Here is a 24,510-nt window from a genome sequence, read left to right as displayed (position 1 = left end):
TGATTGTCACACTTCTTCGAGCCGATTCACCTAGTCTAACAGAAAAGTTCGATCACGAGGTTTCACTGTGATTAAGCCTGAATGATAACTTTTACAAAAAGCATTTTCAATGTTACTAGATGTTTCCTTAAGTAATTAAATGTGAAATACATCACATTTTTCAAACGCAACTGAATTATAATAAAAGAGCCAAATACCCCTAAAGTTAATTTAGAAGTGGAATCATAAGAAGCAACTGAATCAAAATAAATGAGCACTGTTTTAGATATACCACCATGATTTGAACCTTGTCCTCTGCCGAAATAATGGAAACAATAGACCCAAGTCTAGTTTGTTTAATGTTTATAACCGACTACTAAAAAGAACAAACAAATTAAAGTTACCTATCCACTCTCTTCGCAACATCCATGCCGTTTTACTTTTAGAAGCCGGAGCAGATATGAAATATGTCCAGACCCGGTTTGCGCATGGAAAGATGGAAATTACATCAAAAGTTTATGCACATGTTAGTAAAAAATCGTGACAGATATACCGGAGTAATAGGAGGAATATATAAAGAATATTTAGAAGTGATTTTTTCCAATATTTTGTTAAAAAATCATTTTTAAACTTTACTAGAATTATTATACAGTACAACACCTTTCAGAAAAGTTCTTTGACTACTATAGGGAAATACGCGGAAATTCTCTTTTTCTTGAAAAATACCTAAATCTGTTGAAGGCATGAATGGATATTTCTTATTTAAGATATGGATTTTTTGAATGCAGTCCCATAGAACTATACATTTTTGTTAGGATATAAATAGTAATACAAATCCCTTTAATAAAAAATCTTTTAGAAGGTGAATATTTTGAAAGAAAAAATAGAAGATATTGATTATCGTCAAATTATGGATTATTCTCTTGATCCCCTAATTATCCATACAGAGCTTAGAATAATTGATATTAATCATGTTGCAGAAAAATTTTTCGGAGCTTCAAAAAATGATCTTATAGGTGCTAATCCTCTAGATATATTCCAGGAAAGCTCTAAGGTAAGTATAGAAAAAAGAATACAATCTGCCTATATGGAACCGGCTACCATAATTGAAGAAACCATTTATAGGTTTGATGGTACAACAGTGGACGTAGAATTATATTGTCATCCAGTACAAATAGGAGATATTTTAGCAATTCAGACCTATGTTAAGGATATAACCGAAAGAAAAAAAGCAGAAAAGAAACAAAAAGAAATCATTAATCAAGTAAACGAATTGTCTGCTACAATTGTTCCTCTTCTAAACGGTATAGGAGTTCTTCCTTTGGTAGGTTCATTTGATGAAGAAAGAGCTAAGCAGCTTTTAGAAAACATACCTGCTAAGGTACAAAATAAACATATACAATATTTAATCATTGATTTTTCTGGAATTTACACGTTAGACCATATTGTTACCGAACATCTCTTTCAAATTTATCGAGTACTATCACTACTTGGCGTGCATCCTATTTTCACAGGAATTAGACCTGAACTAGCACTAATTGCCGTACAGATTGATACAAGACTTAGCTCTATCCCTACAAAGACAACTGTTAAAGATGCACTTCAATCATTGGGAATACATTTTGAATTTGATAATAGAACGCAATAAACTACTTAAATAGATGTATTAAGTCACCAATTGATAAAGCAAACAATTTACGTATCAATGTAATGTATTATTGATTTCTATAAAAAAATGAATTGACGAAGAATATTTCGAAGTGATTTTGACCAATCTATTGGTCAAAATCTTTTTTTTGGTCAAAACAACCACTTACAAGAAAATGTGATTTTGACCAAAATAAGAAAAACCCCTTGATACTAGTCGTATCAAGGGGTTGGCTCTTAGTAAGTCGTCATATACTGTTCGCGTTCCCAAGGGTGTACTTGCGTACGGAACATATCCCATTCGATCTCTTTTGCTTCGATGAAGTGCTCGGCTGCGTGCTCGCCTAGTGCTTTCATCATCACTTCGTCTTTCTTAAGAAGTTCAAGCGCATCGTGTAGTGTTGCTGGAAGGTCTGTGATGCCTTCTTCAACGCGTTCTTGCTTATCCATCACGTAGATGTTGCGCTCTGTTGGAGCTGGTGGCGTCATTTTGTTCTTGATGCCGTCAAGTCCAGCTGCAAGTAGTGCTGCCATTGCAAGGTACGGGTTCGCAGATGGATCTACGCTACGTACTTCGATACGTGTGCTGATTCCGCGGGAAGCAGGAACACGGATAAGCGGGCTACGGTTACGAAGAGACCATGCTACGTAGCAAGGAGCTTCGTATCCAGGAACTAGACGCTTGTAAGAGTTGATCGTCGGGTTCGTGATTGCTGTGAACGCTTCAGCGTGCTTCATAGTTCCAGCGATGAATTGACGTGCTGTTTCGCTTAGGCCAAGCTCATCTTTCGGCTCGTAGAATGCATTTACTCCGTCTTTAAAGAGGGACATGTTGGCATGCATACCCGATCCGTTAACACCGAATAGTGGCTTCGGCATGAACGTTGCGTGAAGGCCGTGCTGACGAGCGATCGTTTTAACCGCTAGCTTGAACGTCTGGATGTTGTCACACGTTGTTAGTGCATCTGCGTATTTAAAATCAATTTCGTGCTGTCCAGGAGCTACTTCATGGTGAGATGCTTCAATTTCAAAGCCCATGTCTTCAAGCTCAAGAACGATATCACGACGGCAGTTTTCACCAAGGTCTGTTGGCGCAAGGTCGAAGTATCCGCCTTTGTCGTTTAGTTCAAGCGTTGGTTCACCGTTTTCGTCCATTTTGAATAGGAAGAATTCTGGCTCTGGTCCAATGTTGAAGTCAGAGAAACCAAGCTCTTCCATTTCTTTTAGAACGCGTTTTAGAACTGAACGAGGATCCCCTTCGAATGGCGTACCATCCGGGCTGTAGATGTCACAAATAAGACGAGCTACTCTTCCTTTTTCAGATGACCATGGGAAGACTACCCATGAATCTAGATCCGGGTAAAGATACATATCAGACTCTTCAATACGTACAAAACCTTCGATTGAAGAACCGTCAAACATCATTTTATTATCAAGAGCTTTCTCAAGCTGATCAACCGGAATTTCAACGTTCTTAATAATTCCTAGTAGGTCAGTAAACTGCAAGCGAATGAACTTAACGTTCTCGTCCTGCGCCATTTTCTTAATATCGTCTGCTGTAAATTTGTTCGACATGTAAAATGAATCCTCCTTAAGAAATAAAAAGATTTTAGTGAATCCGCTAGAATACCTGTACGAGTTTATGTGTGCTTTCCTTATGCTCGACTCGTCAAATGAGTACATTTCGAAGCAATTCAAAAATTCAGAATCGCATTAACATTCGAAATTGCCACTCCCTTCTTCACTTACACTCATCATACACGAACATTCACGTTATCGTGTTAAAGTGCGTGAGGTAATCTCACATGCTTTTTAGAACAAAAAAAGGCAGGGAATAAATCCCTACCTAAATACCCTATGAGACGGTAATCAAACCTTTATTTAATAAATCATCTACGGCACGAAGTACGCTAATTTTCACATGTTCAAAGGTGAGCCCACCTTGAACGTACGCAACGTACGGAGCTCTGAGTGGTCCGTCAGCTGACAATTCAAGACTAGCCCCTTGAATAAACGTACCCGCTGCCATAATCACGTCATCCTCATATCCTGGCATATAAGCGGGTTCCGGACGAACGTGCGCATTCACCGGAGAGGCAGCCTGAATCGCCTGACAGAATGCGACCATTCGCTCTCTATCATCAAACTGAACCGATTGAATGAGGTCCGTTCGCTTGCTGTTCCAATGTGGCGTTGTATTAAATCCAGCTTCTTCAAGTAGGGCTGAGCTATACACAGCGCCTTTTACCGCTTGCCCAACCGTGTGCGGAGCTAGGAATATCCCCTGGTACATTTCTTGTAGAGAATAAAGCGAAGCGCCAACTTCCCGTCCGATCCCAGGGGACGTTAAGCGATAGCCACAAAGCTCAATCAAGTCTTCTCTCCCTACAAGGTAACCACCGGTTTTGACGATACCTGCGCCAGGATTTTTAATTAATGATCCTGCAATGAGATCTGCCCCAATGTGACAAGGCTCCTGCTCTTCCACGAACTCGCCGTAGCAGTTATCAACGAAAACGATGACGTCTTCCTTGATTGATTTTACAAAAGCAATCATCTCTTCGATTTCAGAGATCGTAAACGATGGTCGGTTCGCATAGCCTTTCGAGCGCTGAATGCCAATCATTTTTGTTTGGGCTGTGATCGCGTTTCGAACAGCTTCAAAATCCACTGCTTCATCCAATAATGGAATCGCTTGATAGCCAATGTGAAAGTCTTTCAATGAACCATTACCTTCTCCACGTGTGCCAACGATTTCTTCTAACGTATCGTACGGTGCACCTGTTATATAGAGAAGCTCATCGTTTGGTCGCAGTATGCCAAATAAGGCAGTTGAAATCGCATGCGTACCAGAGACGATTTGCGGGCGAACGAGCCCCGCTTCTCCTCCGAAAACATCGGCATAAAGCTTTTCAAGCGTATCTCTGCCATCATCGTCATAGCCGTAGCCTGTAGATGGAGTAAAATGAAAATCGCTAATACGATTTTTGTGAAACGCCTCGAGAACGCGGTACTGGTTCGCTTCAACACGCTCATCGATTTCTTTTAATACTGGCTGGATTTTCTCTTCCGCTTTCTGCGATAGCGATTTTAGTTCTTCTTGATGTGTAAAATTCATAAACATAGTCTTCTACTCCTAATCGTTGTTCCACTCGTTAATGATTCGTTCGTATAAATGCGCTGGGGCATATCCCTTACATCTGTAATGATCCTTCTCTTCATCCCACTCTCGTTCGATTAAAACGGTGTTTCGCTGCAAGTAAGCTAGTTTGTCACCTTGATCGGCGTTAATCGAAATCGAGAAGTATTCCATTTGCTTTAAGACTTCGCTCTGCAAACGGTCGTTTAATCGCTTCAAATCAGTTTGCTTTAGGGCTGAGATGAGAATTTGCTCATTGACGCTGCTTTGAACAGACGGATCCGCGCGATCAATTTTATTAAATACAGTGAGCACTGGAATGTGAGATGCTTTCAGATCCTTTAATAGCTTTAACACGATTTCTTCATGACGCTCCCTGTCAGGATGCGAGGCATCAATGACGTGAAGAATCAAATCCGCTTCTGTTGCTTCTTCAAGCGTTGATTTAAACGAAGCGACAAGCGTTGTCGGAAGATCCTGAATAAATCCTACCGTGTCTGTTAGAAGGACGTTGTAACCATTCGGAAGCTTCAATTGCCTCGTCATCGGATCAAGCGTTGCGAAAAGCTTGTCCTCTTCATATGAATCGGCATTTGTTAAGCGATTGAAAATGGTCGATTTCCCTGCGTTCGTATACCCGACTAGCGCCACTTGTAGCGTTTCATTGCGCTTTCGTCGCGCACGGTATTGATCACGGTGCTTAACCGTATTGTCAAGCTGACGCTTCAGATCCGTGATGCGGTTCCGGATGTAACGACGATCTGTCTCAAGCTTCGTTTCACCTGGACCTCTTGTTCCGATACCGCCTCCAAGCCTTGATAAGGACGTTCCCTGTCCTGCAAGGCGCGGCAGCATGTATTGAAGCTGAGCGAGCTCAACCTGAAGCATACCTTCTCGTGATCTCGCTCGCTGTGCGAAAATATCTAAGATGAGCTGTGTTCGATCAATCACACGTGCATCCAACGCTTCTGATAAATTCCGAAGCTGACTTGGTGAGAGCTCACTATTGAAAATAACGATTGTTGCTTCTTTTTCTTCAATTAGGGAAGCTAGCTCCTCGACTTTCCCTTTCCCTATAAAGGTCGCCGAATGAATGCGCTCCCGCTTTTGCGAGAGCGTGCCTTCCACGACACCGCCTGCGGTTTTAGTTAATGCCGCCAGTTCATCCATCGTATATGCAAACTGTTCATCTGTTTGGTTTTGAAGCTGAATCCCGATTAAAATCGCTGGTTCAGCTGCTTCAATTCTTTCTTTATTCAAATGTACGTTCCCTGCCTTTATCAATCAGTCTGTTCTCATCATACCAGATGCGCATTTAATCTTCTATAGGGATGTCTTCTGGTAAAAGAAGCTCAAGTGCCGATCGATCAATGACGTCTGCTTGTAGCAAACGAACCGCCTGTTTTCGAATCGCTTTTTCAATGATATTTCGAACAAACCGACCGTTGCTAAACGCATTAGTTTCCCGCTCACGCTTTTTGATAAAGCTCTGCTTTAATTTCCACTCTGTCTCTCTTGAGAACCGATACTGCCTTTCTGCCGCCATCTTCTTTGCGATCTCAAGAAGCTGTTCGTTTGAATAATCCGGAAAATCAATCACAAGTGGAAAACGAGACGGAAGCCCTGGGTTTAGCGAAAGGAAGTGCTCCATTTCATCTGAATAGCCAGCAAGAATGAGGATAAAATCTTTATGATGATCTTCCATCGCCTTCACAAGCGTATCAATCGCTTCTTTACCAAAGTCCTTTTCGCCCCCACGGGCAAGCGAATACGCTTCATCAATAAAAAGAATGCCACCTTTTGCTTTTTTGACAAGCTCTCTCGTTTTTTGTGCGGTATGGCCAATATATTCTCCGACAAGATCCGCTCGCTCTACTTCGATCAGGTGCCCCTTTGAAAGAACGTTCATCTCAAGGAAAAGCGTTCCTAACAGGCGGGCCACCGTTGTTTTCCCAGTCCCCGGGTTTCCTTTGAACATCATGTGAAGGGCCTGCGTATTTTGTTTTAACCCGTTTTCCTCTCTACACTTGTTTACATAGAGCCACGCGTAGACTTCTTTTAATAAATACTTCATTTCCTTTAACCCGATTAACTGTTCCATCTCCTGTTGAATCCGTTCAAGCGGCATATGCTTTTTCGTTGCTTCACTAAGCGCGGCATCCGCCGTCTCCTGAAGAACTTCCGATTGACGGAGGACGATATTTATTTGACCTTTACGCTGCGTTACAGATTGCTGCACGATGCTCACCTCGCTTTAATCTCACACGATAGTATACGCACTGAGCCCAAATCCGTTACAAACGCCCAAAAGAAAAACACTCTTTTTGAGTGTTTAACTAATCCCGATCCGTTCAACAAAGGATTCAGGTATATTAATTTTCGGTTCGCCATTCTTCGCGTCATAGGACCTATAGTGTGTAAGGACTTCACCGTTCTCCACGACATCGATTTCAAGCACGTGGCGATCTGAGCGTTCGAGCATCTTCATGAATATATCGCCTTCACTTAGCGTATATAAAACAAAACGACTTCGTAAATAAGTGATCTCCTTCTTCTGCACTTCCGGAAGATCAGTAAAGACTTCATAAAAGCGCTGCATGGAAGCAACGTGTTTTCCTTTTCCTGCCGCTTTCGTCACACTAACAATCTGCTCTGCTTTATCCATGATTTTCTCGACAATTTTATTCATGTGTTGCCTCCATTGTCATTTGATTTCTGGGAGGTTTCGAACTTCACTCATCATTTCAGCGCCACATAACGGACATGCTGGTGTATCAGAGAACGAGTAATCAGCTCGCATCCAGCCAGCACAATCTCCACCCGAACAAGACCAGACGTCTGTATCTACTTCTGGAATAGGCTCTTGCTGCTGTTTTGAAAAAAAGGCCATGTCTAACCGCTCCTTTTCGATTTGGTTATCAATAGTATTTCCAATAATCCCAAAAACATGTAACCCTTTGTAAAACAGAATGTTCAAAGATTTTGTTATAATGGAACAAAATGAGAGGTGATTATCGAATGGAGCTTTTCAATCAGCCACTTCCAGACTTCTTGGAAGAGTATCTTCAGTCACTCGAACGGAAAGGACGCAAGGCGTCTACGCTAAAGCGCTATCGCTATGACCTTGTCGATTTCACCGTCTGGTATCGCACCATCCATCGCAAGGTAGATTTCGAAAACTTTCGCAATTTGACGACGGAACAGCTACAGGAATACATTCGCTACCTGCATCTGGAACGCCACTATTCCGAACGAACGTTAAAAAGAATCATGACTGTTTTGAATCAAGTATATCGCTATTATATGTCATTAAATCGAACTAAGACCAATCCTATGAAAGAAGTCGTCCTGCCAACGAATGGTGACGCAGGCTATATCGAGACCGACTTTCTTCAGGAGGAAGAATCACAAAAGCTCCTTGATACGATTGTATCTCTCACTGATTTAACAGACAATCAGCTTAGAGCACGTGAATTCCTGATCGACCGCAACTTAATCATTGCACGCCTTTTTCTAAACTATGGTCTCACGCTTCAAGAGCTATGTGCGCTATCGATGAAAGACATCTCTTTTGAGCAAAATGAGCTCTTTGTCACTTCCGCTTCAGGAAAAAGAACCGTCAACCTTACTCCGGAGCATAAGAAAATTTTATTCGATTACTATCACACGATTCCAGCGCCTGTGAGACCGAGGCTTCATAGCGATGATCCGCTCTTCGTCTCATTTGACTTTCAGCGACAAACGTACCGCTGGAGTTATGAAGTCGATCGTCCTAAACGGTTAACGGAAATCGCCGTTCAGAAAATGATTCGCCTTGAAGTACAGAGAGCCGGACTTCGTAAGGGCGTATCCGCACAGCATATGCGACGAACTTGCGTCATTAAAGCCATTGAAAACGATCTTTCAGTTGATCAGCTTCGCATGCAGTTTGGGTTAAAGGCAGATCTGACACTGAAGCGGTACTTCGATTATATCGAGAAAAAGCAAATCTCCTCTTAATGAAAGGCTCTGTTAGCTCAATTAACAGAGCCTTTAAATATGAAAAAGTCCCCCATCCTGCATCAATCAGAACGAGGGCCTTTGTGTTTACTTGTCAGATTCAAAATTTATTTCAACTGATCGCTGTGGAGCGAAAGTAGAAATCGCATGTTTGTAAATCAACTGTTGCTTGCCATCGGACTCAAGGATAATCGTGAAATTATCAAATCCTTTGATCGTCCCTTTCAGCTGGAATCCGTTAAGCAGGTACACCGTTACAAAAACGTTGTCTTTTCTTAATTGGTTTAGAAATTGATCCTGGATGTTAATTTGCTGCTTCATTGTCAGTCCTCCTCTTTTTCTCTAAAGGCATTCCCTAACTACATTTCTAGCTATCTGCTAACTTTCCTGCAACAACTTTCAAGATTTCTTGAATTTTTTCTTCGCGAAGTTCTGTCATATCGTACCAGTCCATCGCCATTTGGTGACGAAACCACGTTAATTGACGCTTCGCATACCTTCTTGAATTCTGTTTTAACTCCATGATCGCATCTTCTAACGAAACGCGATCTTCCAAATAACGATAAATTTCTTTGTAACCAATCGCCTGCACAGATTGACAGTTCCGCACACCTTCATCATAGAGACGTTGCGCTTCTTCAAGCAGTCCTGCTTCTACCATCAGATCGACACGTTGATTAATGCGTTCATATAGGACATCCCGATCCATCGTAAGACCCATATTCACAAGATTGTAAGGAGACTGTTCAGGTAATGCATCTTTAGAAGCAGAGACTGGTTCACCCGTCACGTGATAGACTTCTAATGCTCGTACCACTCTTCTCACATTGTTTGGGTGAATCGTTTCATAGCTAACAGGATCAACGTCTTTTAAGCGCGCATGGAATGTGATAGGTCCTTCTTTATCAGCCATCTGTTCTAGCTGTTCGCGATACTCAGGATCTTCTTTAGCTTCGGAAAAAGCATACTGATGAGTAACGGATTTCACATAAAGACCTGTACCACCAGCGATAATCGGCACCTTCCCCCGACGATTAATATCCGTCACAAGCTCCGTTGCAAGCTTCTGAAATTCCGCTGCCGAAAAGCTTTCTGTAGGCTGCTTGATATCAATGAGATAATGAGGGATGCCCTCCATTTCATCTTCTGTTACTTTCGCCGTTCCGATATCCATACCGCGGTATATTTGCATCGAGTCGCCGCTAATGATTTCACCGTCGAGCGCTTTCGCAAGCTCAATGCTCGTCTTTGTTTTCCCTACGGCGGTCGGACCGAGAACGGTCACTAGTTTTTCTTTATTCATGATTCTCACGCACTTTCCTGCATTCTTTTCTCATTGTGCTCGTTACATCACTCTCTTAAACATTTTCTCCATCTCATACGTGGAGTAATGAATGATAATCGGACGACCGTGTGGACACGTGTATGGATCAATCGACTGCCTCAGCGTTTCAAGAAGCGTGAACACTTCATCATCACGTAAATGACGGTTCGCTTTAATGGATTTCTTACACGACATCATAATCGCCGCTTCCTCACGCAGCTTCTTAACGTCGATCCGACGATTATCAACGACCTCCTGAATCAATTCTTCAATCGTATTTTGTTCAGCTCCTTTGGGGAACCAAACGGGATGAGCGCTGACCATATAGCTATTCGGTCCAAATGATTCTAAGAAAACGCCAACCTTCGCAAGGTCATCAATTCGACTATCAATAATCGCCGACTCGGATGTGTTGTATTCTAGTGTAATCGGAACGAGAAGCTCCTGTACAACCGGATCAATCTCGCCGACTTTCTCACGATAAAATTCATACTTTATTCGCTCCTGTGCTGCATGCTGATCGATAATATACAGCCCATTCTCATTCTGTGCAAGGATATACGTTCCGTGCATTTGACCAATCGGATAAAGCGGAGGAATGCGTGAATCACTGTTCGTTTCCTTCACGTAGTCCATCGCCATCTCTAGCTCGTCCCGCGTTTCCGGTTCTCTAGAATGTGTTGAAGCGTCACTTGGTCTCGGCTCATATTGCTCTGTTTGGATCTCTTCCTTCACGCTAAAAGGTTGAGGAAACGATTCGGTCTGTTCATCCGAATGCTCCACTTTTCTATCAGGAGTCCATTCACGTCTAATCGGCACGTCCTCAGGCTCTTTATTCCGAACCTCATGTTGAAAATGAAATGCTGGCTGCTCAGTCTCAGGCTCCTTTTGCTTCGGTGGAGCTTGCTCCGGGATGAGTTCAATCTTCTTGAAGATGCCTTTAATCGCATTTTCAATCGCGAGTGCGAGATCCTGTTCCTTACTAATGCGCGCTTCCAATTTGGATGGATGGACGTTTACATCAATGAGCGTTGGATTCATTTTTATATGAAGCACAACGATTGGAAAGCGTCCGATAGGAAGAAGCGTATGGTATCCCTGCTGTATCCCTTTTGATATCGGAAAATTTTTAATGTAACGCCCGTTAATGATGAGAGAAATATACTGACGTGAAGCACGTGTTAACTCTGGCTTCGCTGCATAGCCACTCACAGAAAAATCGATCGTTTCTGCCTGTAGTGGAAGCATTTTGCGTGCTGTATTATACCCATATATCGCTGCGATTACTTGAAGTAGATCACCATTTCCTGTCGTGGACAGAAGCTTCTTCCCGTTATGAAAGAAGCGAAACGCAATATCCGGATGAGCCATTGCCTGACGGTTAATCACGTCAGCCACATTCGCAAGCTCCGTATGAACGGTTTTCATGTGTTTTAAGCGAGCTGGTGTATTGTAGAATAAGCCCGTGATGGTCATTTCCGTTCCTTTTCGACTATCCGTTGCTTTAAATTCCGCTACTTTGCCCGCTTCAATTTTGACGTACGTTCCAGCCGCTACTCCTGTAGAGGTTTTTAATTCTAAGTGAGACACCGCTGCGATACTCGGAAGAGCTTCCCCGCGGAAGCCGAGCGTTTCAATGTGAAACAAGTCTCGTTCATTTTTGATTTTACTCGTCGCATGACGGAAGAAAGCGAGCTTACAATCTTCCTCATCCATTCCACTTCCGTTATCTACGATGCGAATTTTGGAAAGACCGCCCTCTTCAATTTCAATTGTGATTTCACTGCTTTCTGCATCAATGGCATTCTCCACAAGTTCCTTCACAACAGAGGCCGGTCTTTCCACCACTTCACCGGCAGCTATTTTGTTTGAAAGCTGATCATCAAGCTGTACGATCTTTCCCATCTTCCTCACCCTTTCTCTACGATTTTAACTGCTTCTTTAATTCATATAGTGTGTTGATCGCGTCCATCGGCGTCATTTCCATAATATCCACAGACTTTAGGCGATCTAGAATCGCTTTCTCACCTGACGATCGAGCAGGCTTCTTCTTTTCCTCCGCTTGATCAAAGAAAGCAAGCTGTGCATCATCTTCTTTGACTTCGACCGTTTCTTTTTCCTCTATAGGTGCTTGGGGAGCGCCAGGCTCTGCCTCAAATTCAGCTAATATAGCTTCTGCACGCTGAATGAGCGCATCAGGCAAGTTGGCAAGCTGCGCCACGTGAATACCGTAACTCTTATCAGCCGATCCATCATGAACGCGATGAAGGAAAACGACTCTGCCCTTCTCTTCAACCGCTTTAACGTGAACATTTTTCACGCGATCAAGGTCTTCCTCAAGCGTTGTTAGCTCATGATAGTGCGTTGAGAAGAGTGTCTTTGCTCTTACTTCACTATGCACATATTCAATAATTGACTGCGCAAGCGCCATGCCGTCATACGTTGACGTTCCGCGACCAATCTCATCAAGTAATATCAAGCTATCTTGCGTAGCACGCGTAATGGCGTAATTCGCTTCAAGCATTTCCACCATAAACGTACTTTGCCCAGCTGCAAGGTCATCTGCCGCACCGATTCGCGTAAAGATTTGATCAAAAACAGGGAGCACAGCGGATTCCGCTGGTACAAAACATCCGATCTGCCCAAGGATCGAAATCAGGGCGAGCTGGCGCATGTACGTACTTTTACCACTCATGTTAGGACCTGTAATTAAGAGGATTTCACGATCGCGATCCATCATCACGTCGTTTGCCACATACTCTCGGCCTTTTAACATTTTCTCAACGACTGGATGACGTCCGCCTTCAACAGCCACTTTACGTTCTTTGGAGAAGACTGGCTTAGTGAAGCGATTTTCTTCACTTACAACCGCGAACGATTGAAGCACGTCGAGCTCACTAATTTTTCTCGCAAGCTGCTGAAGCTCAGGAATGTAAGTCTTCACTTCTTCACGTAAGTTCGCAAACAAGCTATATTCGAGATCAACAATCTTTTCTTCCGCTTCCAAAATGAGCGTTTCCTTCTCTTTTAGTTCAGGGGTAATAAAACGCTCTGCATTAGAAAGCGTCTGTTTCCGCTCATAACGACCTTCTGGAAGGTTCGGAAGGTTTGATCTTGTTACTTCGATATAATAACCAAATACTTTGTTGTAGCCAATTTTAAGAGATTTAATCCCCGTACGCTCTCGCTCCTGCATTTGGAGGGCCGCAATCCAGTCTTTGCCGTTCCGACTCGCATCGCGGTATTTATCAAGATCCGCATGATAGCCGTCTCGAATCATTTGCCCTTCTTTCACAGAAAGAGGCGGGTTATCTTCAATCGCTGCCTGTAGAAGCTGAACGAGATCATCACATGGGAGGATTTCCTCCGCAAGCTCATTCGCATATGGGTTATCAAGAGATCCCACTGCCTGCTTGATTTCTGGAATTTTCTCTAGCGATTTTCGCAACTGTACGAGATCACGAGCGTTTAGGTTTCCAAACGCCACTTTCCCTGCAAGTCGCTCAAGGTCATAGACGCCCTGAAGCTGTTCACGAATCGTCTCACGTTCAAAGAACTGCTTCATTAACGTCTCGACAAGCTCCTGTCGCTTCTCAATTTCTCGCTGCTGTAAGAGCGGGCGCTCAACCCACTGCTTTAGTAATCGTCCGCCCATTGCTGTTACTGAACTATCAAGGAACCAGACGAGAGAGCCTGTCCGCTTTTTATCCCGAATCGTCTCCACTAGCTCGAGGTTTCGTTTAGAATTCACATCAAGTTTCATATATTGGGAAACGTGATAGTGACGAAGCGGCTGAAGATGATCCATTGAGCGCTTTTGTGTACGAATCAAATATTGAAGAAGTCGGCCAAACACCTGAAGAAGCTTCGGCTGATCGATATGGTCACTTAACTTCTGCAGCGATTCTGGAATCGTCACATCATCTTCAATCGATACGGTAACGGTCATTCGCTCTTGAATCGCTGTAGAAAGTGCCTCACTATCACTCGCAAGAATGACTTCGCGCGGGGCCAGATTCGAAAGCTCACCGATTACTTCATGATGATCGAGAGCTAAAATCGTTGCCATAGATTCACCTGTCGTTAAATCATTCGCCGCAAGCGCATAAGTCTCATCATCAAATGCGGAGATAGCCACAATGTAGTTATTTTCCTTTTCTTTAATTAAATGGTCCGACATCACCGTACCTGGCGTAATAAGCTGAACGACTTCTCTTCGAACGACGCCTTTCGCCTGTTTCGGATCTTCTGTTTGTTCACAAATCGCAATCTTATAACCTTTTGTCACCAGCTGTGATATATAGTTTTCAGCAGCATGATAAGGCACACCACACATCGGAATGCGGTCTTCTCCCCCACCATCTCTGCTCGTTAATGTAATCTCCAATTCCTTCGAAGCGCGCATCGCATCCTCGAAAAACATCTCATAAAAGTCGCCTAAACGAAAAAATAAAAAGGCATCCTGGTACTCTGCCTTAATCCGTAAATATTGTTCCATCATCGGGGTATATCGAGCCATGTTTCTTCTCCACCAATCTTAAATCTATTCAAATAACAGTATAGCATATCAGAAAAGCGGAGTGTGCCTGTTTAAATCCGTAGGACGTTGGAATCCCTGAGAATGAGACGTTTTATGTCTCAATCGAAGGGGTGAAACGACAAATTGGCGGTTAGACTCTACAAGCTCTTAATGACAAAATAAAAACCAGGAAGAAGGATTGCTTCTCCCTGGACGCACTATTCCTCTAGATCACCAATTAAAAAGTTCGGATCCAAATCTTCAAACTCTTCATCGTCTACATCATAATCCCAATCGTCATCATCGTCTCCGCAGCCATCCGGATTAACGTATACGCAAATTTTCGTTTCGCCAATCACTTCTACAAGAAACTCTCTTTCCACTTGAACAATAATTTTGTGACCACTTGGAGCTATAGTAGCTTCAAGTGCATTTGGCTCTTGAATAGCTTTTGCTACAACTTCTTCAGCCACGCAATCTTTGTCTTTATAGCGAAGAGGAATTTCTTCACGGTATTTCACATTTTCTGTTACGACTTCTGTTTTCGTATTATGGCTGTATGAGTACCAGATATTAATGTCATAAGAGCCTTCAACATTTACACAGTCCCCATGCTTCTTTGCAGTGAATTCATTATTAATAATCCAACAACCAAGAATACTTGAAGGTTTATGCGACGGTGTTACCGTATGTGTATCCTGTGTAAACTTACGCCCTTTTCCGCAAACAGCTTTGGCGAATATCTCTCTGTAATTATATTCCTCTGACATCGATCATACCTCCTCTTCCAATCTTCATTCTCATCCTATGCAAGACAAACGACCAGTGTTCCTCTTTTTTTACCTCAACACGAAATAACATGACCAACACCATAAAATAAATGTTTTCTTATATATAAAGGCTGTTCCACTATCAGTCTATGTCTCGAATGTCCAATGCTTTACAACCTTTTCGTATTTTTCTTAAAAAAGTATGGTATGTGAAAATTATATATAGAAATAAGTTAAGCCTAAGAGGCGTTTTATCCTCTCAGGCTTAACTTATCTACAATCTCTAATAGACGATCGCTGTCTTCTGATAATACTCCTTCTGATAACCGTGCCCCCGCAATAATCGGAGCCCACTCCATGATTTCATCTTTTGATAAGCCACTTTTTATGCAATAGAGCTGTAAATACAGTTCCGCTAATTCGCTTGAAAATTGCGTATACAATAGATACGTTCTGTAAACATCTGCTCGACTATCCCCAGCGCTAGCATCGACCCAATCAATAATCGTTACTTGATCGTCCATAATCAGATTAAATAGATGAAAATCACCGTGACAAAGCTGCTTCTTAACTGGCATTTCACTCAATTTGAGGAGTAACGCTGTTTTTTGAGATTGACTTAATCGCTCCGCTGCACCTATTTGGCGTGTTAGCTTTTCGGTCATCGGTTCAAACGAGTCGGCGCTAATTTGATGAATCCTTTGTTGAATGTCAATGGACATCTCCATATAGTGCTGTGCTAGATTCCTATTTTCTAAAAGTAGCTCACCTAACGTGCGACCGCTGATTTTTTCCATCATGATCGCCTGTCTACCATCTATTTTCGTTACCTCAATGACTTTCGGTACCGGAAGTCCTTTTGATAAAGCGTAACGTTGCTTCTCAGCTTCATAGAAAGAGGTTCCTTCTGGAAGGTCTTCACGAAACACTTTCACAATTTTATCTTGAACGATGTAAACTTTCGCTGTATTTCCAGCAGCGATTGGATGACCAAGCTCCACCTGACTACTCCTCTCTTTTTAATTTCTTGAACGAGCAAACCTCATTCGGCACATGGACCACTGAAGCGTTGTTTGTTGGATCTCATCATAGATATCCCACAGCTGATCAACAAACCTTACTTCTACCTGACGACGGAATAGCTCCTGAATGGGGTGATCTATTTCAATCTTATCCATTGGAACTTGGGTGGTTTCGCTTACATAATAGCCAGCATTCTCGTCTTGGAGCTTAAAATGCATCGCATCGAACTCATACAAATAGAGTTTAGTTCGAGTCATCGTTTCAAACCAGCTATTTTCAAGGACGATCACATGCTGACAACTCGAAGATAGATATGTTTGCTTATCTGCATCTGAAGTATTTGGCCCGACGTGAAAGCAAACGCGCGGACAATTTCGAGGTGTTAAAAAGTTAGGTGAACAAATTTCGTTAACGGCCCAAACAAGTCCTATTGATTGGTCAAGATCTTTACGCGTAGGAATCCTTGGGTAAAATTTTTGAATATCGTCTTCTTCACTTACATGAAAAATACGCACACCATTGCCTCCTCCAGGATTCCGCTATTCAGGCTATAACGCCATTAACCTTTCGCTATTAAAATACATAGAAACTCTTCCGTTTGAAGAAATAGCTTATGTAGTCTCTTTGTTCACTTTAACATAATTATCCAATATAATAAGTGACTATTTCAAAAAACAGTTTGCATCCAATCAAAAAAAGCCTTCCAATAAACCATTGGAAGGCTTTCGTATTCAAGTTAAATGATGAAGATATGGAAGTTATTACTTACAACCAGGTCCCTGCTGACTTGAGCCAGTAGTTCCTTCAAGTACGTTTCCACCAGTTGATTCGATAATTTCATCTGTTACCGTGTTAGAAATCGTGTTTGCTACAAGTTGAAGAAGATCATTCACATCCGATTGCGAGCGCTTGAATTCCTGTACGACAGGAATTTCATCAAGCTGCTGCATGAGTTTGTCAATACGCTCATCCTTCTCCTTCAATGCTTCATGCTTGCTGTAGTGCTGAAGATTAACCGCTTCTTTTTGCTCTAGTTTAATACGAGCAATCAGACTTTGAACCTTTTTGTTTTCGTTAATCTTTTCTTCTGCACGTTTGAAGAAATCAACTTCTTCTGTTTCAGATACGAGCTTCGCAAGATCTTTCGCTTTTGAAATTACTTCCATTCTTGATATCATTATGCATTCACCTCAGCCGTTTTTTCGATGTATTCCCCATCAAGTGACCACGTTTTTGCTTTTGTGATTTTCACCTGAACAATTTGACCAACTAACGATTTAGGACCTCTAAAGTTCACAACTTTGTTCTTGCTTGTATAACCAGAAAGAACGTCTGCATTTTTCTTACTTTCCCCTTCAACAAGCACTTCTACGATCTGTCCTTCAAAAACAGCGTTGTTTTTGGCAGCCATTTCATTCACAAGGGCATTCAAGCGCTGAAGGCGTTCTTTCTTCACTTCCATTGGGACGTTATCTTTCATTTTAGCAGCTGGTGTACCATCACGCTGGGAGTAAATGAACGTATACGCACTGTCATACTCTACTTCCTTCACAAGCTCCATCGTTTCTTCGAATTGCTCATCCGTTTCATTAGGGAACCCTACGATGATATCTGTTGTAAAGGTTGCGTTAGGCATAACCTTTTTAATTTTACTAACTAGTTCTAAATACGTTTCACGTGTGTAGCGACGGTTCATTAATTTCAGAACTTCATTGCTTCCACTTTGCACAGGAAGGTGAATATGATCAACTAAGTTACCGCCCTGACCGAGCACTTCCACAAGACGATCATCAAAGTCACGAGGATGGCTCGTCGTGAAGCGAACTCTAGGAATATCAATCTTATGAATCTCGTTCATAAGATCACCAAGTCCATACTCGATGTCTTCTAAATCTTTCCCGTAGGCGTTTACATTCTGTCCGAGAAGCGTCACTTCTTTATAGCCTTTAGCAGCTAAATGGCGTACTTCTTGAATAATATCTTCAGGGCGTCGGCTTCTTTCTTTCCCTCGTGTATAAGGAACAATACAATATGTACAGAATTTATCACAGCCGTACATGATATTAACCCATGCTTTGATTTCACCTTTTCTCGTTCTAGGAAGGTTCTCAATAATGTCGCCTTCTTTAGACCATACTTCCATGACCATTTCTTTACCAAAGACAGCTTGCTCCATCAGTTCTGGAAGACGGTGAATGTTATGTGTCCCAAAGATTAAATCAACAAATTGATGCTTTTGCATAATACGGTTTACGACAGATTCTTCCTGTGACATACACCCGCATACGCCAATGATTAAATCGGGATTTTCCATTTTCAACGGTTTTAGATGACCGAGCTCACCAAATACTTTGTTCTCAGCGTTTTCACGAATCGCACACGTATTTAGGAGAACAACATCCGCCTCTTTGACTTCCGTTGTAGCTTCAAAACCCATTTCTTCAAAAATTCCTGCCATTACTTCTGTATCGTGTTCATTCATTTGACATCCGTACGTACGAATCAAAAACTTTTTATCTTTCCCAAGGTTTTTAATATTCTCTGGAATTTCAAAATCGTAATGAACGTTTACATTTTCTTTCCCTCTGCGCTTGGCATCTTTTAAGTTAGGTGCCTGGTACGTTGTCTGGAAATATTTCGCGAAATCTTCCGTTGTTTTCTCTGTTTTCTTTACATTGATTTGCGAATCCAGACGCTGTTGTTCGTTCATGTCGTTCGACTCCTTTCTAATTAAAAAGGATGACCCTGCTATGAAAAAGAGCATAATGCTCCTAAACTTAGAAAAAACCTCGCTAATAGAAATCACTTCTATAAAAGCTTCGTTTTATACGTTATCCTTTATTGTCAATTAAGAAATGTGTAACTAATGGACATTCCTTTATTATAAGGGGTTCAGAGTATTTAATCAATAAAACCTGGAAATGAGAAAGCCCAGGATAGATGAATTAAAGCAGATGTGGGTACAAAATTATCCTAAAAAAAGAGAGGGATCGCTCCCCCTCCATCTTTCATTTATAAAATTCCAAGTTCTTTTCCAGACTTTTCAAATGCATCTAGTGCTTCTTGGAGATCTTCTTTTGAATGTTGAGCCGTTACAATCGTACGAACGCGGCCTTTTCCTTTAGCAACGGTAGGGAACGCGATGCCCTGCGCAAAGACGCCGTTCTCAAATAGTTTATCAGAGAATTTATGTGTGAGCGCTTCGTCACCAATGATGACAGGTGTTACTGGTGTCTCACTAATGCCTGTGTCAAAACCAAGATCTTTCAAGCCGGCTTTAAAGAACTTCGTGTTATCCCAAAGCTTCTCGATTAACTCTGGCTCTTCCACAAGAACGTCGATTGCCGCTGAGCAAGCCGCTGTTACAGCTGGAGGATGAGAAGTACTAAACAAGAATGGACGACCTTTATGGATCAGGTAATCGCGAAGTGTTTTTGTACTTGCAATGTAACCACCTAGAACGCCAATTGCTTTACTAAGCGTACCAACTTGGATGTGAACGCGTCCGTTTAAGCCGAAGTGGTCCACCGTACCGCGACCGTTCTCCCCAAGTACACCACTCGCGTGCGCGTCATCAACCATCACAAGCGCATCATACTTTTCACAAAGCTCTACAATTTCAGTTAGCGGTGCAATGTTTCCGTCCATTGAGAAAACACCATCCGTTACAACAAGACGTGTACGATAATCTTGTGTTTCTTTCAGTGCGTTCTCAAGATCTTGCATGTCCGTATGCTTGTAAATACGACGCCCCGCTTTTGTTAAGCGAATGCCGTCAATGATCGAAGCGTGGTTTAGTTCATCAGAAATCACGACGTCTTCTTTCGATAGGATCGCTGAAAGGACTGCTTGATTCGTTGCAAATCCTGATTGAAGAACGAGCGCCGCTTCAGTGTGTTTGAACTCAGCAAGCTTTTCTTCAAACTGTTCGTGCATTGAAAGCGTTCCTGCAATCGTTCGAACAGAACCTGTTCCTGCACCGTATTTTTCAACTGCTTCAATCGCTGCTTGTTTCATTTTCGGATGTTCCGTCAGTCCGAGATAGTTGTTTGATGATAGCTGAATGACGTTTTTCCCTTTAATCGTAACGCGTGACCCTTGAGCGGATTCAAGCGGAATTAAATTACGAAACACGCCTTCCTCTTGCATTTGATCAAGCTCTTCTTGGAGATATTCAAAACCTTTCATTGATCGGCCTCCTCATTATTATGTAATGGCTCAATTTGAGCCTTATGGATGTAATACTACCTTACCACATTTACCCTCAATCATTAATTCGAAGCCTTTTTCAAAGTCTTCGAGCGGGAAGTGATGCGTAATCATTGGTTCCACATCTACCTGACCTGACTGCAATAATCCAGAAACCTGGCGCCATGTTTCAAACATTTTTCTTCCAGTAATTCCTTGAACGGTAATCCCTTTGAAAACAATGTCATTTGTCACATCAATTTCAACTGGTCGCACCGGTAAACTTAGAATAGAAACGCGGCCACCGTTTGTCACCATTTTGAAGCCCTGGTTCATTGCAATCGGATGTCCTGACATCTCGCATACAACGTCAACGCCATGCCCATGTGTTAGCTCCTTCACAACTTGAAGAGGATCTTCATTCCGTGAATTAATGACGGTTGTTGCACCCATCTCTTTCGCAAGATCAAGACGATAGTCATTTAGATCAAGTGCAATGACCTGTGATGTGCCAGCTGCTTTCGCTACACCTACAGCCATAATACCGATTGGCCCACAGCCAATGATCGCTACGGTCTTTCCTGCTACATCTCCAGCGAGTACAGTATGTACCGCGTTCCCCATCGGCTCTTGAACAGAAGCGACATCGAATGAAAGAGACTCAGGATTTTTCCATATGTTTTGTGATGGAAGAGCCACATATTCCGCAAAACAGCCGTCCGTATCAACACCGATGATTTTCGTATTTTCGCAAATATGAAACTTCCCTGTTAAACATTGTGGACATTGATTGCAGACAATATGAGTTTCAGCTGAAACATGATCTCCAACCTCAAGGTTAGTTACGTTCTTACCTTTTTCTACAACCACTCCAGCAAATTCATGACCGAAAACATATGGAGGGTTTACGCGGCTCTGAGACCATTCATCCCACGTATAAATATGTACATCTGTTCCGCAAATCGATGTTGCTTTTACTTGAATTAATACTTCATTATCATTAATTTGTGGAATATCAACGGTTTGTAGCTGAGCACCCTTTGCACGTTCATGCTTTACAATCGCCTTCATTTTTCCTTCCACAGCGTACACCTCACTTTTTCAAAACTTCCTCTAATCACTGTTATCACAACTATACTATCATTTATTATTTATCACGTAAAGGTGAACTGTCCTCCACACGCGGACAGTTATAGTTTTATTTATGGAATGGGATAACGACAAAATCCCCATAAAAAAACCCTTCTACACAGAAGGGTTCATGTTAGTATTACATAAATTCAGCCATTAATTCCGAGAACTTCTCCTCTGGAAGCGATAGCTCCTGCTTGGATAAGGCATCTGCACTATATCCTCTTACGGACTCTTGATAAGAAGGACGATTAGGGTTGTGATATATAAGACCTTTTACCAATCCGTCGTGTTCCATTAATGTTTGCATCGCCATCATTCGATTTTTCGGATCATATCCTTCGATATCATTCAAGCTAATTAGGTTCTGTTTAAACCAGTCATACGTATTTACTTTGTTAAACGTAACGCACGGGCTAAACACATTAATTAAAGAGAAGCCTTTATGTTGAATTCCTTGCTCTATGATCGCTACAAGGTCCTTTAAATCTGTTGAAAAGCTTTGGGCCACAAAGCCACAGCCGCTTGAGAGCGCAAGTTCCATAATCGATAAAGACGACTCAATGGAACCTGTTGGCGTACTTTTTGTTTTAAAGCCTTCTGCACTCGTTGGAGAGGTCTGTCCTTTCGTTAGACCATAAATTTGATTGTCCATCACGATATAGGTAATATCAATATTTCGTCGCATCGCATGAATCGTATGCCCCATACCGATTGCGAAGCCGTCCCCATCTCCGCCTGATGCAATAACCGTTAATTCTCGGTTTGCCATCTTCACGCCCTGTGCAATAGGAAGGGACCTGCCATGTATCCCATGAAAGCCATACGCGTTAATATACCCACTTATACGACCAGAGCAACCAATGCCGGAAATTACAGCAAGATCATCTGGTTCAAGACCTACATTTGCTGCCGCGCGCTGAATGGCCGCTTGAACCGAGAAATCTCCACAGCCAGGACACCAGTTAGGTTTTACCTGATTCCGAAAATCTTTAAATGTGGCCATTCGCTAACATCTCCTTGCATTGTTGGTGGATGTCTCCAGGTAGAAATGGATTTCCATCGTATTTCAATAGACTTTCAATTTTCTCCCCATAACCTACATTCATTTTTACGAGACTTGCAAGCTGACCAGTCGCATTGTGTTCAATGACAATCACTTTCTTCGCAGCCTGTAACATTGGCCTAAGCTCATCTGCAGGGAAAGGATGGACAAGTCGGATTTGCGCGTGGTTTACTTTTAATCCATCTGCTTCAAGTCTTGGCATTACTTCTTCAATACTTCCTCTCGTCGAATTAAAACCAATCAGAAGCACATCTGGCTCTTCATGCTGCTCCACTTTAAAAATAGGCTGTGGAAATGATAAATTGCTGATTTTACGAAGCCTCTTCTCCATTTGATCTTTTCGATTCTGCGGAACCTCAGATGGCTTTCCTGTCTCATCATGTTCTACTCCTGTGACATGAAAAATACCATTTTTCGTTCCAGGAATCACGCGATTCGATATCCCATCATCAGTAACTTCAAAGCGTTTAAAATATGATTTATCTTCTCGCTCAGCGATTGCGTCATCATTTAACTTCCCTCGACGAATCTTGATTTTATTGTAATCGAGCGGTTCAACACTTTGTTTTCCTAATGATAATTGAAGATCAGATAGTAGAATGACCGGACACTGATATTCCTCAGCAAGATTGAATGCTTCAATCGCATCATAAAATGCTTCTTCAACGGTACTTGGTGCAATCACTATCTTAGGAATCTCTCCATGTGTGCCGTAAATCATCGCCAGTAAATCAGACTGTTCTTGTTTAGTAGGAAGTCCCGTACTCGGTCCCCCACGCTGCGTATCAACGATCACAAGAGGCGTTTCAGTAATACCAGATAAGCCTATAGCCTCCATCATAAGGGATAAACCTGGCCCTGCGGATGCGGTTAACGTTCGAACGCCTGCGTAATTTGAGCCAATGGCCATCGTTGCAGCCGCAATTTCATCTTCCGTCTGCACGACCGTCCCACCAAACTCTGGCAGCTTCTTAATTAAGTATTCCATGATTTCTGATGCTGGCGTAATTGGGTATGCAGCCATTAACCTTGCCCCTCCCGCCAGGGCACCAAGCGCGATCGCATCATTTCCAATCATGAACATACGGTGCTTTCCATCCGCTTTCTTTAACGAAAGCGTTTGAACACGATTACCCGCGGATTCATTGTAAGCATCAGCGCCACGCTGAATCGCCTCCATGTTATTGTTCACAACTTTTTCGCCTTTACGGCCAAATATCTCTTCCACGACAGCTTGATACGTCGCAGTATCAATTCCTAACGCCGCGCTTGTTGCGCCAATTGCCACCATATTCTTCATCAGTGATGTCCCTAGTTCAGTTGCGATTTCAGTAAAGGGAATGATCACGAGCGTCGCCTGACATTTCTCAGGCTTCACTGGCTTGAATTTGGCATCACCGATAATAATTCCTTTACTATGAAGCTCATGAGCATTCACATCAATTGTTTCCTGATCAAACGCAATAAGCATGTCAAGGTCATCTGAGACCGCTCGAACTTCTTTCGTACTAACACGGATCTTATTATTCGTATGCCCGCCTTTAATACGGGACGAGAAATGCCGGTAACCATACAAGTAGTAGCCAAGTCGATTTAATGCGATCGCAAATATTTCTCCTGTACTATCTATTCCTTCACCCTGCTGTCCTCCAACTTTCCACGAAAGTTGTTCGATCATAACGTCCCACCCTTTCTAATCTAGTACCTGAAACCGCTTGCTTATAT

21 protein-coding genes and 1 pseudogene are annotated in these 24,510 nt (G+C 42.4%); 3 read left to right on the top strand and 19 right to left on the bottom strand.

What is annotated here, in order from left to right; all coding sequences use genetic code 11:
- Positions 1-268: 268 nt before the first annotated feature.
- Positions 269-523 (top strand): annotated as a pseudogene (locus AC0VYO_RS10145) (tyrosine-type recombinase/integrase); the annotation flags it as partial.
- Between the two features lie 327 nt (positions 524-850).
- Positions 851-1,627: a PAS domain S-box protein gene (locus tag AC0VYO_RS10140; RefSeq protein ID WP_475368934.1), complete on the top strand. Its 777-nt coding sequence runs from the start codon at positions 851-853 to the stop codon at positions 1,625-1,627.
- A gap of 236 nt (positions 1,628-1,863) precedes the next feature.
- On the opposite strand, the gene glnA is transcribed toward AC0VYO_RS10140, so the two are convergent.
- From glnA to AC0VYO_RS10110, 6 genes are all read right to left on the bottom strand, one after another.
- Entirely contained in the window at positions 1,864-3,201 is a 1,338-nt protein-coding gene (gene glnA, locus AC0VYO_RS10135) for a type I glutamate--ammonia ligase (RefSeq protein ID WP_194221477.1), read from the bottom strand.
- Positions 3,202-3,481: 280 nt separating this feature from the next.
- A complete protein-coding gene (locus tag AC0VYO_RS10130; protein ID WP_475368933.1) occupies positions 3,482-4,750 on the bottom strand; it encodes a methionine gamma-lyase family protein in 1,269 nt (422 codons plus the stop codon).
- A 12-nt stretch (positions 4,751-4,762) separates the two neighbouring features.
- Complete coding sequence (gene hflX / locus AC0VYO_RS10125) at positions 4,763-6,025, bottom strand: GTPase HflX (protein ID WP_475368932.1); 1,263 nt, start codon at positions 6,023-6,025, stop codon at positions 4,763-4,765.
- Positions 6,026-6,080: 55 nt separating this feature from the next.
- A complete protein-coding gene (gene spoVK / locus AC0VYO_RS10120) occupies positions 6,081-7,007 on the bottom strand; it encodes a stage V sporulation protein K (RefSeq protein WP_226613144.1) in 927 nt (308 codons plus the stop codon).
- 90 nt (positions 7,008-7,097) lie between these two features.
- Positions 7,098-7,454: a hypothetical protein gene (locus tag AC0VYO_RS10115; protein WP_475368931.1), complete on the bottom strand. Its 357-nt coding sequence runs from the start codon at positions 7,452-7,454 to the stop codon at positions 7,098-7,100.
- A 15-nt stretch (positions 7,455-7,469) separates the two neighbouring features.
- Positions 7,470-7,655 (bottom strand): cold-shock protein, encoded by a 186-nt coding sequence (locus AC0VYO_RS10110; protein WP_048309742.1) that lies wholly within the window; start codon positions 7,653-7,655, stop codon positions 7,470-7,472.
- Positions 7,656-7,783: 128 nt separating this feature from the next.
- Here AC0VYO_RS10110 and AC0VYO_RS10105 point away from each other — a divergent pair, with 128 nt between their 5' ends.
- Positions 7,784-8,764, top strand: coding sequence for a tyrosine-type recombinase/integrase (locus AC0VYO_RS10105; protein WP_226612891.1), 981 nt, complete (start codon positions 7,784-7,786; stop codon positions 8,762-8,764).
- A gap of 87 nt (positions 8,765-8,851) precedes the next feature.
- Here the strand turns inward: AC0VYO_RS10105 and hfq are convergent, their stop codons facing one another.
- From hfq to AC0VYO_RS10040, 13 genes are all read right to left on the bottom strand, one after another.
- Positions 8,852-9,085: an RNA chaperone Hfq gene (gene hfq, locus AC0VYO_RS10100; RefSeq protein ID WP_048309744.1), complete on the bottom strand. Its 234-nt coding sequence runs from the start codon at positions 9,083-9,085 to the stop codon at positions 8,852-8,854.
- 46 nt (positions 9,086-9,131) lie between these two features.
- Positions 9,132-10,067, bottom strand: coding sequence for a tRNA (adenosine(37)-N6)-dimethylallyltransferase MiaA (gene miaA / locus AC0VYO_RS10095; protein ID WP_475368930.1), 936 nt, complete (start codon positions 10,065-10,067; stop codon positions 9,132-9,134).
- Positions 10,068-10,109: 42 nt separating this feature from the next.
- Positions 10,110-11,993: a DNA mismatch repair endonuclease MutL gene (gene mutL / locus AC0VYO_RS10090; protein WP_475368929.1), complete on the bottom strand. Its 1,884-nt coding sequence runs from the start codon at positions 11,991-11,993 to the stop codon at positions 10,110-10,112.
- A gap of 16 nt (positions 11,994-12,009) precedes the next feature.
- Positions 12,010-14,607, bottom strand: coding sequence for a DNA mismatch repair protein MutS (gene mutS, locus AC0VYO_RS10085; protein WP_475368928.1), 2,598 nt, complete (start codon positions 14,605-14,607; stop codon positions 12,010-12,012).
- A 218-nt stretch (positions 14,608-14,825) separates the two neighbouring features.
- Positions 14,826-15,377 carry an outer spore coat protein CotE gene (gene cotE, locus AC0VYO_RS10080; protein ID WP_430242577.1) on the bottom strand — a complete coding sequence of 184 codons (552 nt, stop codon included), beginning with the start codon at positions 15,375-15,377 and terminating at the stop codon, positions 14,826-14,828.
- Between the two features lie 251 nt (positions 15,378-15,628).
- The gene (locus AC0VYO_RS10075) at positions 15,629-16,378 is read right to left on the bottom strand and encodes a phosphotransferase family protein (RefSeq protein ID WP_283152216.1); all 750 of its coding nucleotides are present in this window, start codon (positions 16,376-16,378) and stop codon (positions 15,629-15,631) included.
- An 18-nt stretch (positions 16,379-16,396) separates the two neighbouring features.
- Positions 16,397-16,915: a DUF6886 family protein gene (locus AC0VYO_RS10070; protein WP_475368927.1), complete on the bottom strand. Its 519-nt coding sequence runs from the start codon at positions 16,913-16,915 to the stop codon at positions 16,397-16,399.
- A gap of 246 nt (positions 16,916-17,161) precedes the next feature.
- Positions 17,162-17,578 carry a YlbF/YmcA family competence regulator gene (locus AC0VYO_RS10065; RefSeq protein WP_404682209.1) on the bottom strand — a complete coding sequence of 139 codons (417 nt, stop codon included), beginning with the start codon at positions 17,576-17,578 and terminating at the stop codon, positions 17,162-17,164.
- Positions 17,578-19,110 carry a tRNA (N6-isopentenyl adenosine(37)-C2)-methylthiotransferase MiaB gene (miaB, locus tag AC0VYO_RS10060; RefSeq protein WP_430242587.1) on the bottom strand — a complete coding sequence of 511 codons (1,533 nt, stop codon included), beginning with the start codon at positions 19,108-19,110 and terminating at the stop codon, positions 17,578-17,580. Before miaB ends, AC0VYO_RS10065 begins: the two co-directional genes overlap by 1 nt.
- Positions 19,111-19,412: 302 nt before the next feature.
- Entirely contained in the window at positions 19,413-20,588 is a 1,176-nt protein-coding gene (locus AC0VYO_RS10055; RefSeq protein WP_475368926.1) for a glycine C-acetyltransferase, read from the bottom strand.
- Positions 20,589-20,630: 42 nt separating this feature from the next.
- A complete protein-coding gene (gene tdh / locus AC0VYO_RS10050) occupies positions 20,631-21,671 on the bottom strand; it encodes an L-threonine 3-dehydrogenase (RefSeq protein ID WP_475368925.1) in 1,041 nt (346 codons plus the stop codon).
- A gap of 187 nt (positions 21,672-21,858) precedes the next feature.
- On the bottom strand, positions 21,859-22,725 hold the full coding sequence (locus tag AC0VYO_RS10045; RefSeq protein ID WP_194221462.1) for a 2-oxoacid:ferredoxin oxidoreductase subunit beta: 867 nt from the start codon (positions 22,723-22,725) through the stop codon (positions 21,859-21,861).
- A complete protein-coding gene (locus AC0VYO_RS10040; protein WP_475368924.1) occupies positions 22,712-24,463 on the bottom strand; it encodes a 2-oxoacid:acceptor oxidoreductase subunit alpha in 1,752 nt (583 codons plus the stop codon). The genes AC0VYO_RS10045 and AC0VYO_RS10040 overlap by 14 nt, the downstream gene beginning before the upstream one ends.
- Positions 24,464-24,510 lie beyond the last annotated feature (47 nt).

Source organism: Anaerobacillus sp. 63XJN7_4_ISO-PGPR-S23-413 (assembly GCF_056173725.1).
This window is presented reverse-complemented; position numbering and strand designations above follow the sequence as displayed.

Excerpts from the sequence above, each read along its gene's own strand:
- AC0VYO_RS10130 (WP_475368933.1), bottom strand. The coding sequence starts at position 4,750 with ATGTTTATGAATTTTACACATCAAGAAGAACTAAAATCGCTATCGCAG.
- glnA (WP_194221477.1), bottom strand. The coding sequence starts at position 3,201 with ATGTCGAACAAATTTACAGCAGACGATATTAAGAAAATGGCGCAGGAC.
- cotE (WP_430242577.1), bottom strand. The coding sequence starts at position 15,377 with ATGTCAGAGGAATATAATTACAGAGAGATATTCGCCAAAGCTGTTTGC.
- AC0VYO_RS10055 (WP_475368926.1), bottom strand. The coding sequence starts at position 20,588 with ATGAAAGGTTTTGAATATCTCCAAGAAGAGCTTGATCAAATGCAAGAG.
- miaA (WP_475368930.1), bottom strand. The coding sequence starts at position 10,067 with ATGAATAAAGAAAAACTAGTGACCGTTCTCGGTCCGACCGCCGTAGGG.
- AC0VYO_RS10045 (WP_194221462.1), bottom strand. The coding sequence starts at position 22,725 with ATGGCCACATTTAAAGATTTTCGGAATCAGGTAAAACCTAACTGGTGT.
- AC0VYO_RS10110 (WP_048309742.1), bottom strand. The coding sequence starts at position 7,655 with ATGGCCTTTTTTTCAAAACAGCAGCAAGAGCCTATTCCAGAAGTAGAT.
- AC0VYO_RS10105 (WP_226612891.1), top strand. The coding sequence starts at position 7,784 with ATGGAGCTTTTCAATCAGCCACTTCCAGACTTCTTGGAAGAGTATCTT.
- AC0VYO_RS10115 (WP_475368931.1), bottom strand. The coding sequence starts at position 7,454 with ATGAATAAAATTGTCGAGAAAATCATGGATAAAGCAGAGCAGATTGTT.
- miaB (WP_430242587.1), bottom strand. The coding sequence starts at position 19,110 with ATGAACGAACAACAGCGTCTGGATTCGCAAATCAATGTAAAGAAAACA.
- hfq (WP_048309744.1), bottom strand. The coding sequence starts at position 9,085 with ATGAAGCAGCAAATTAACATCCAGGATCAATTTCTAAACCAATTAAGA.
- mutS (WP_475368928.1), bottom strand. The coding sequence starts at position 14,607 with ATGGCTCGATATACCCCGATGATGGAACAATATTTACGGATTAAGGCA.
- AC0VYO_RS10065 (WP_404682209.1), bottom strand. The coding sequence starts at position 17,578 with ATGATATCAAGAATGGAAGTAATTTCAAAAGCGAAAGATCTTGCGAAG.
- mutL (WP_475368929.1), bottom strand. The coding sequence starts at position 11,993 with ATGGGAAAGATCGTACAGCTTGATGATCAGCTTTCAAACAAAATAGCT.
- AC0VYO_RS10040 (WP_475368924.1), bottom strand. The coding sequence starts at position 24,463 with ATGATCGAACAACTTTCGTGGAAAGTTGGAGGACAGCAGGGTGAAGGA.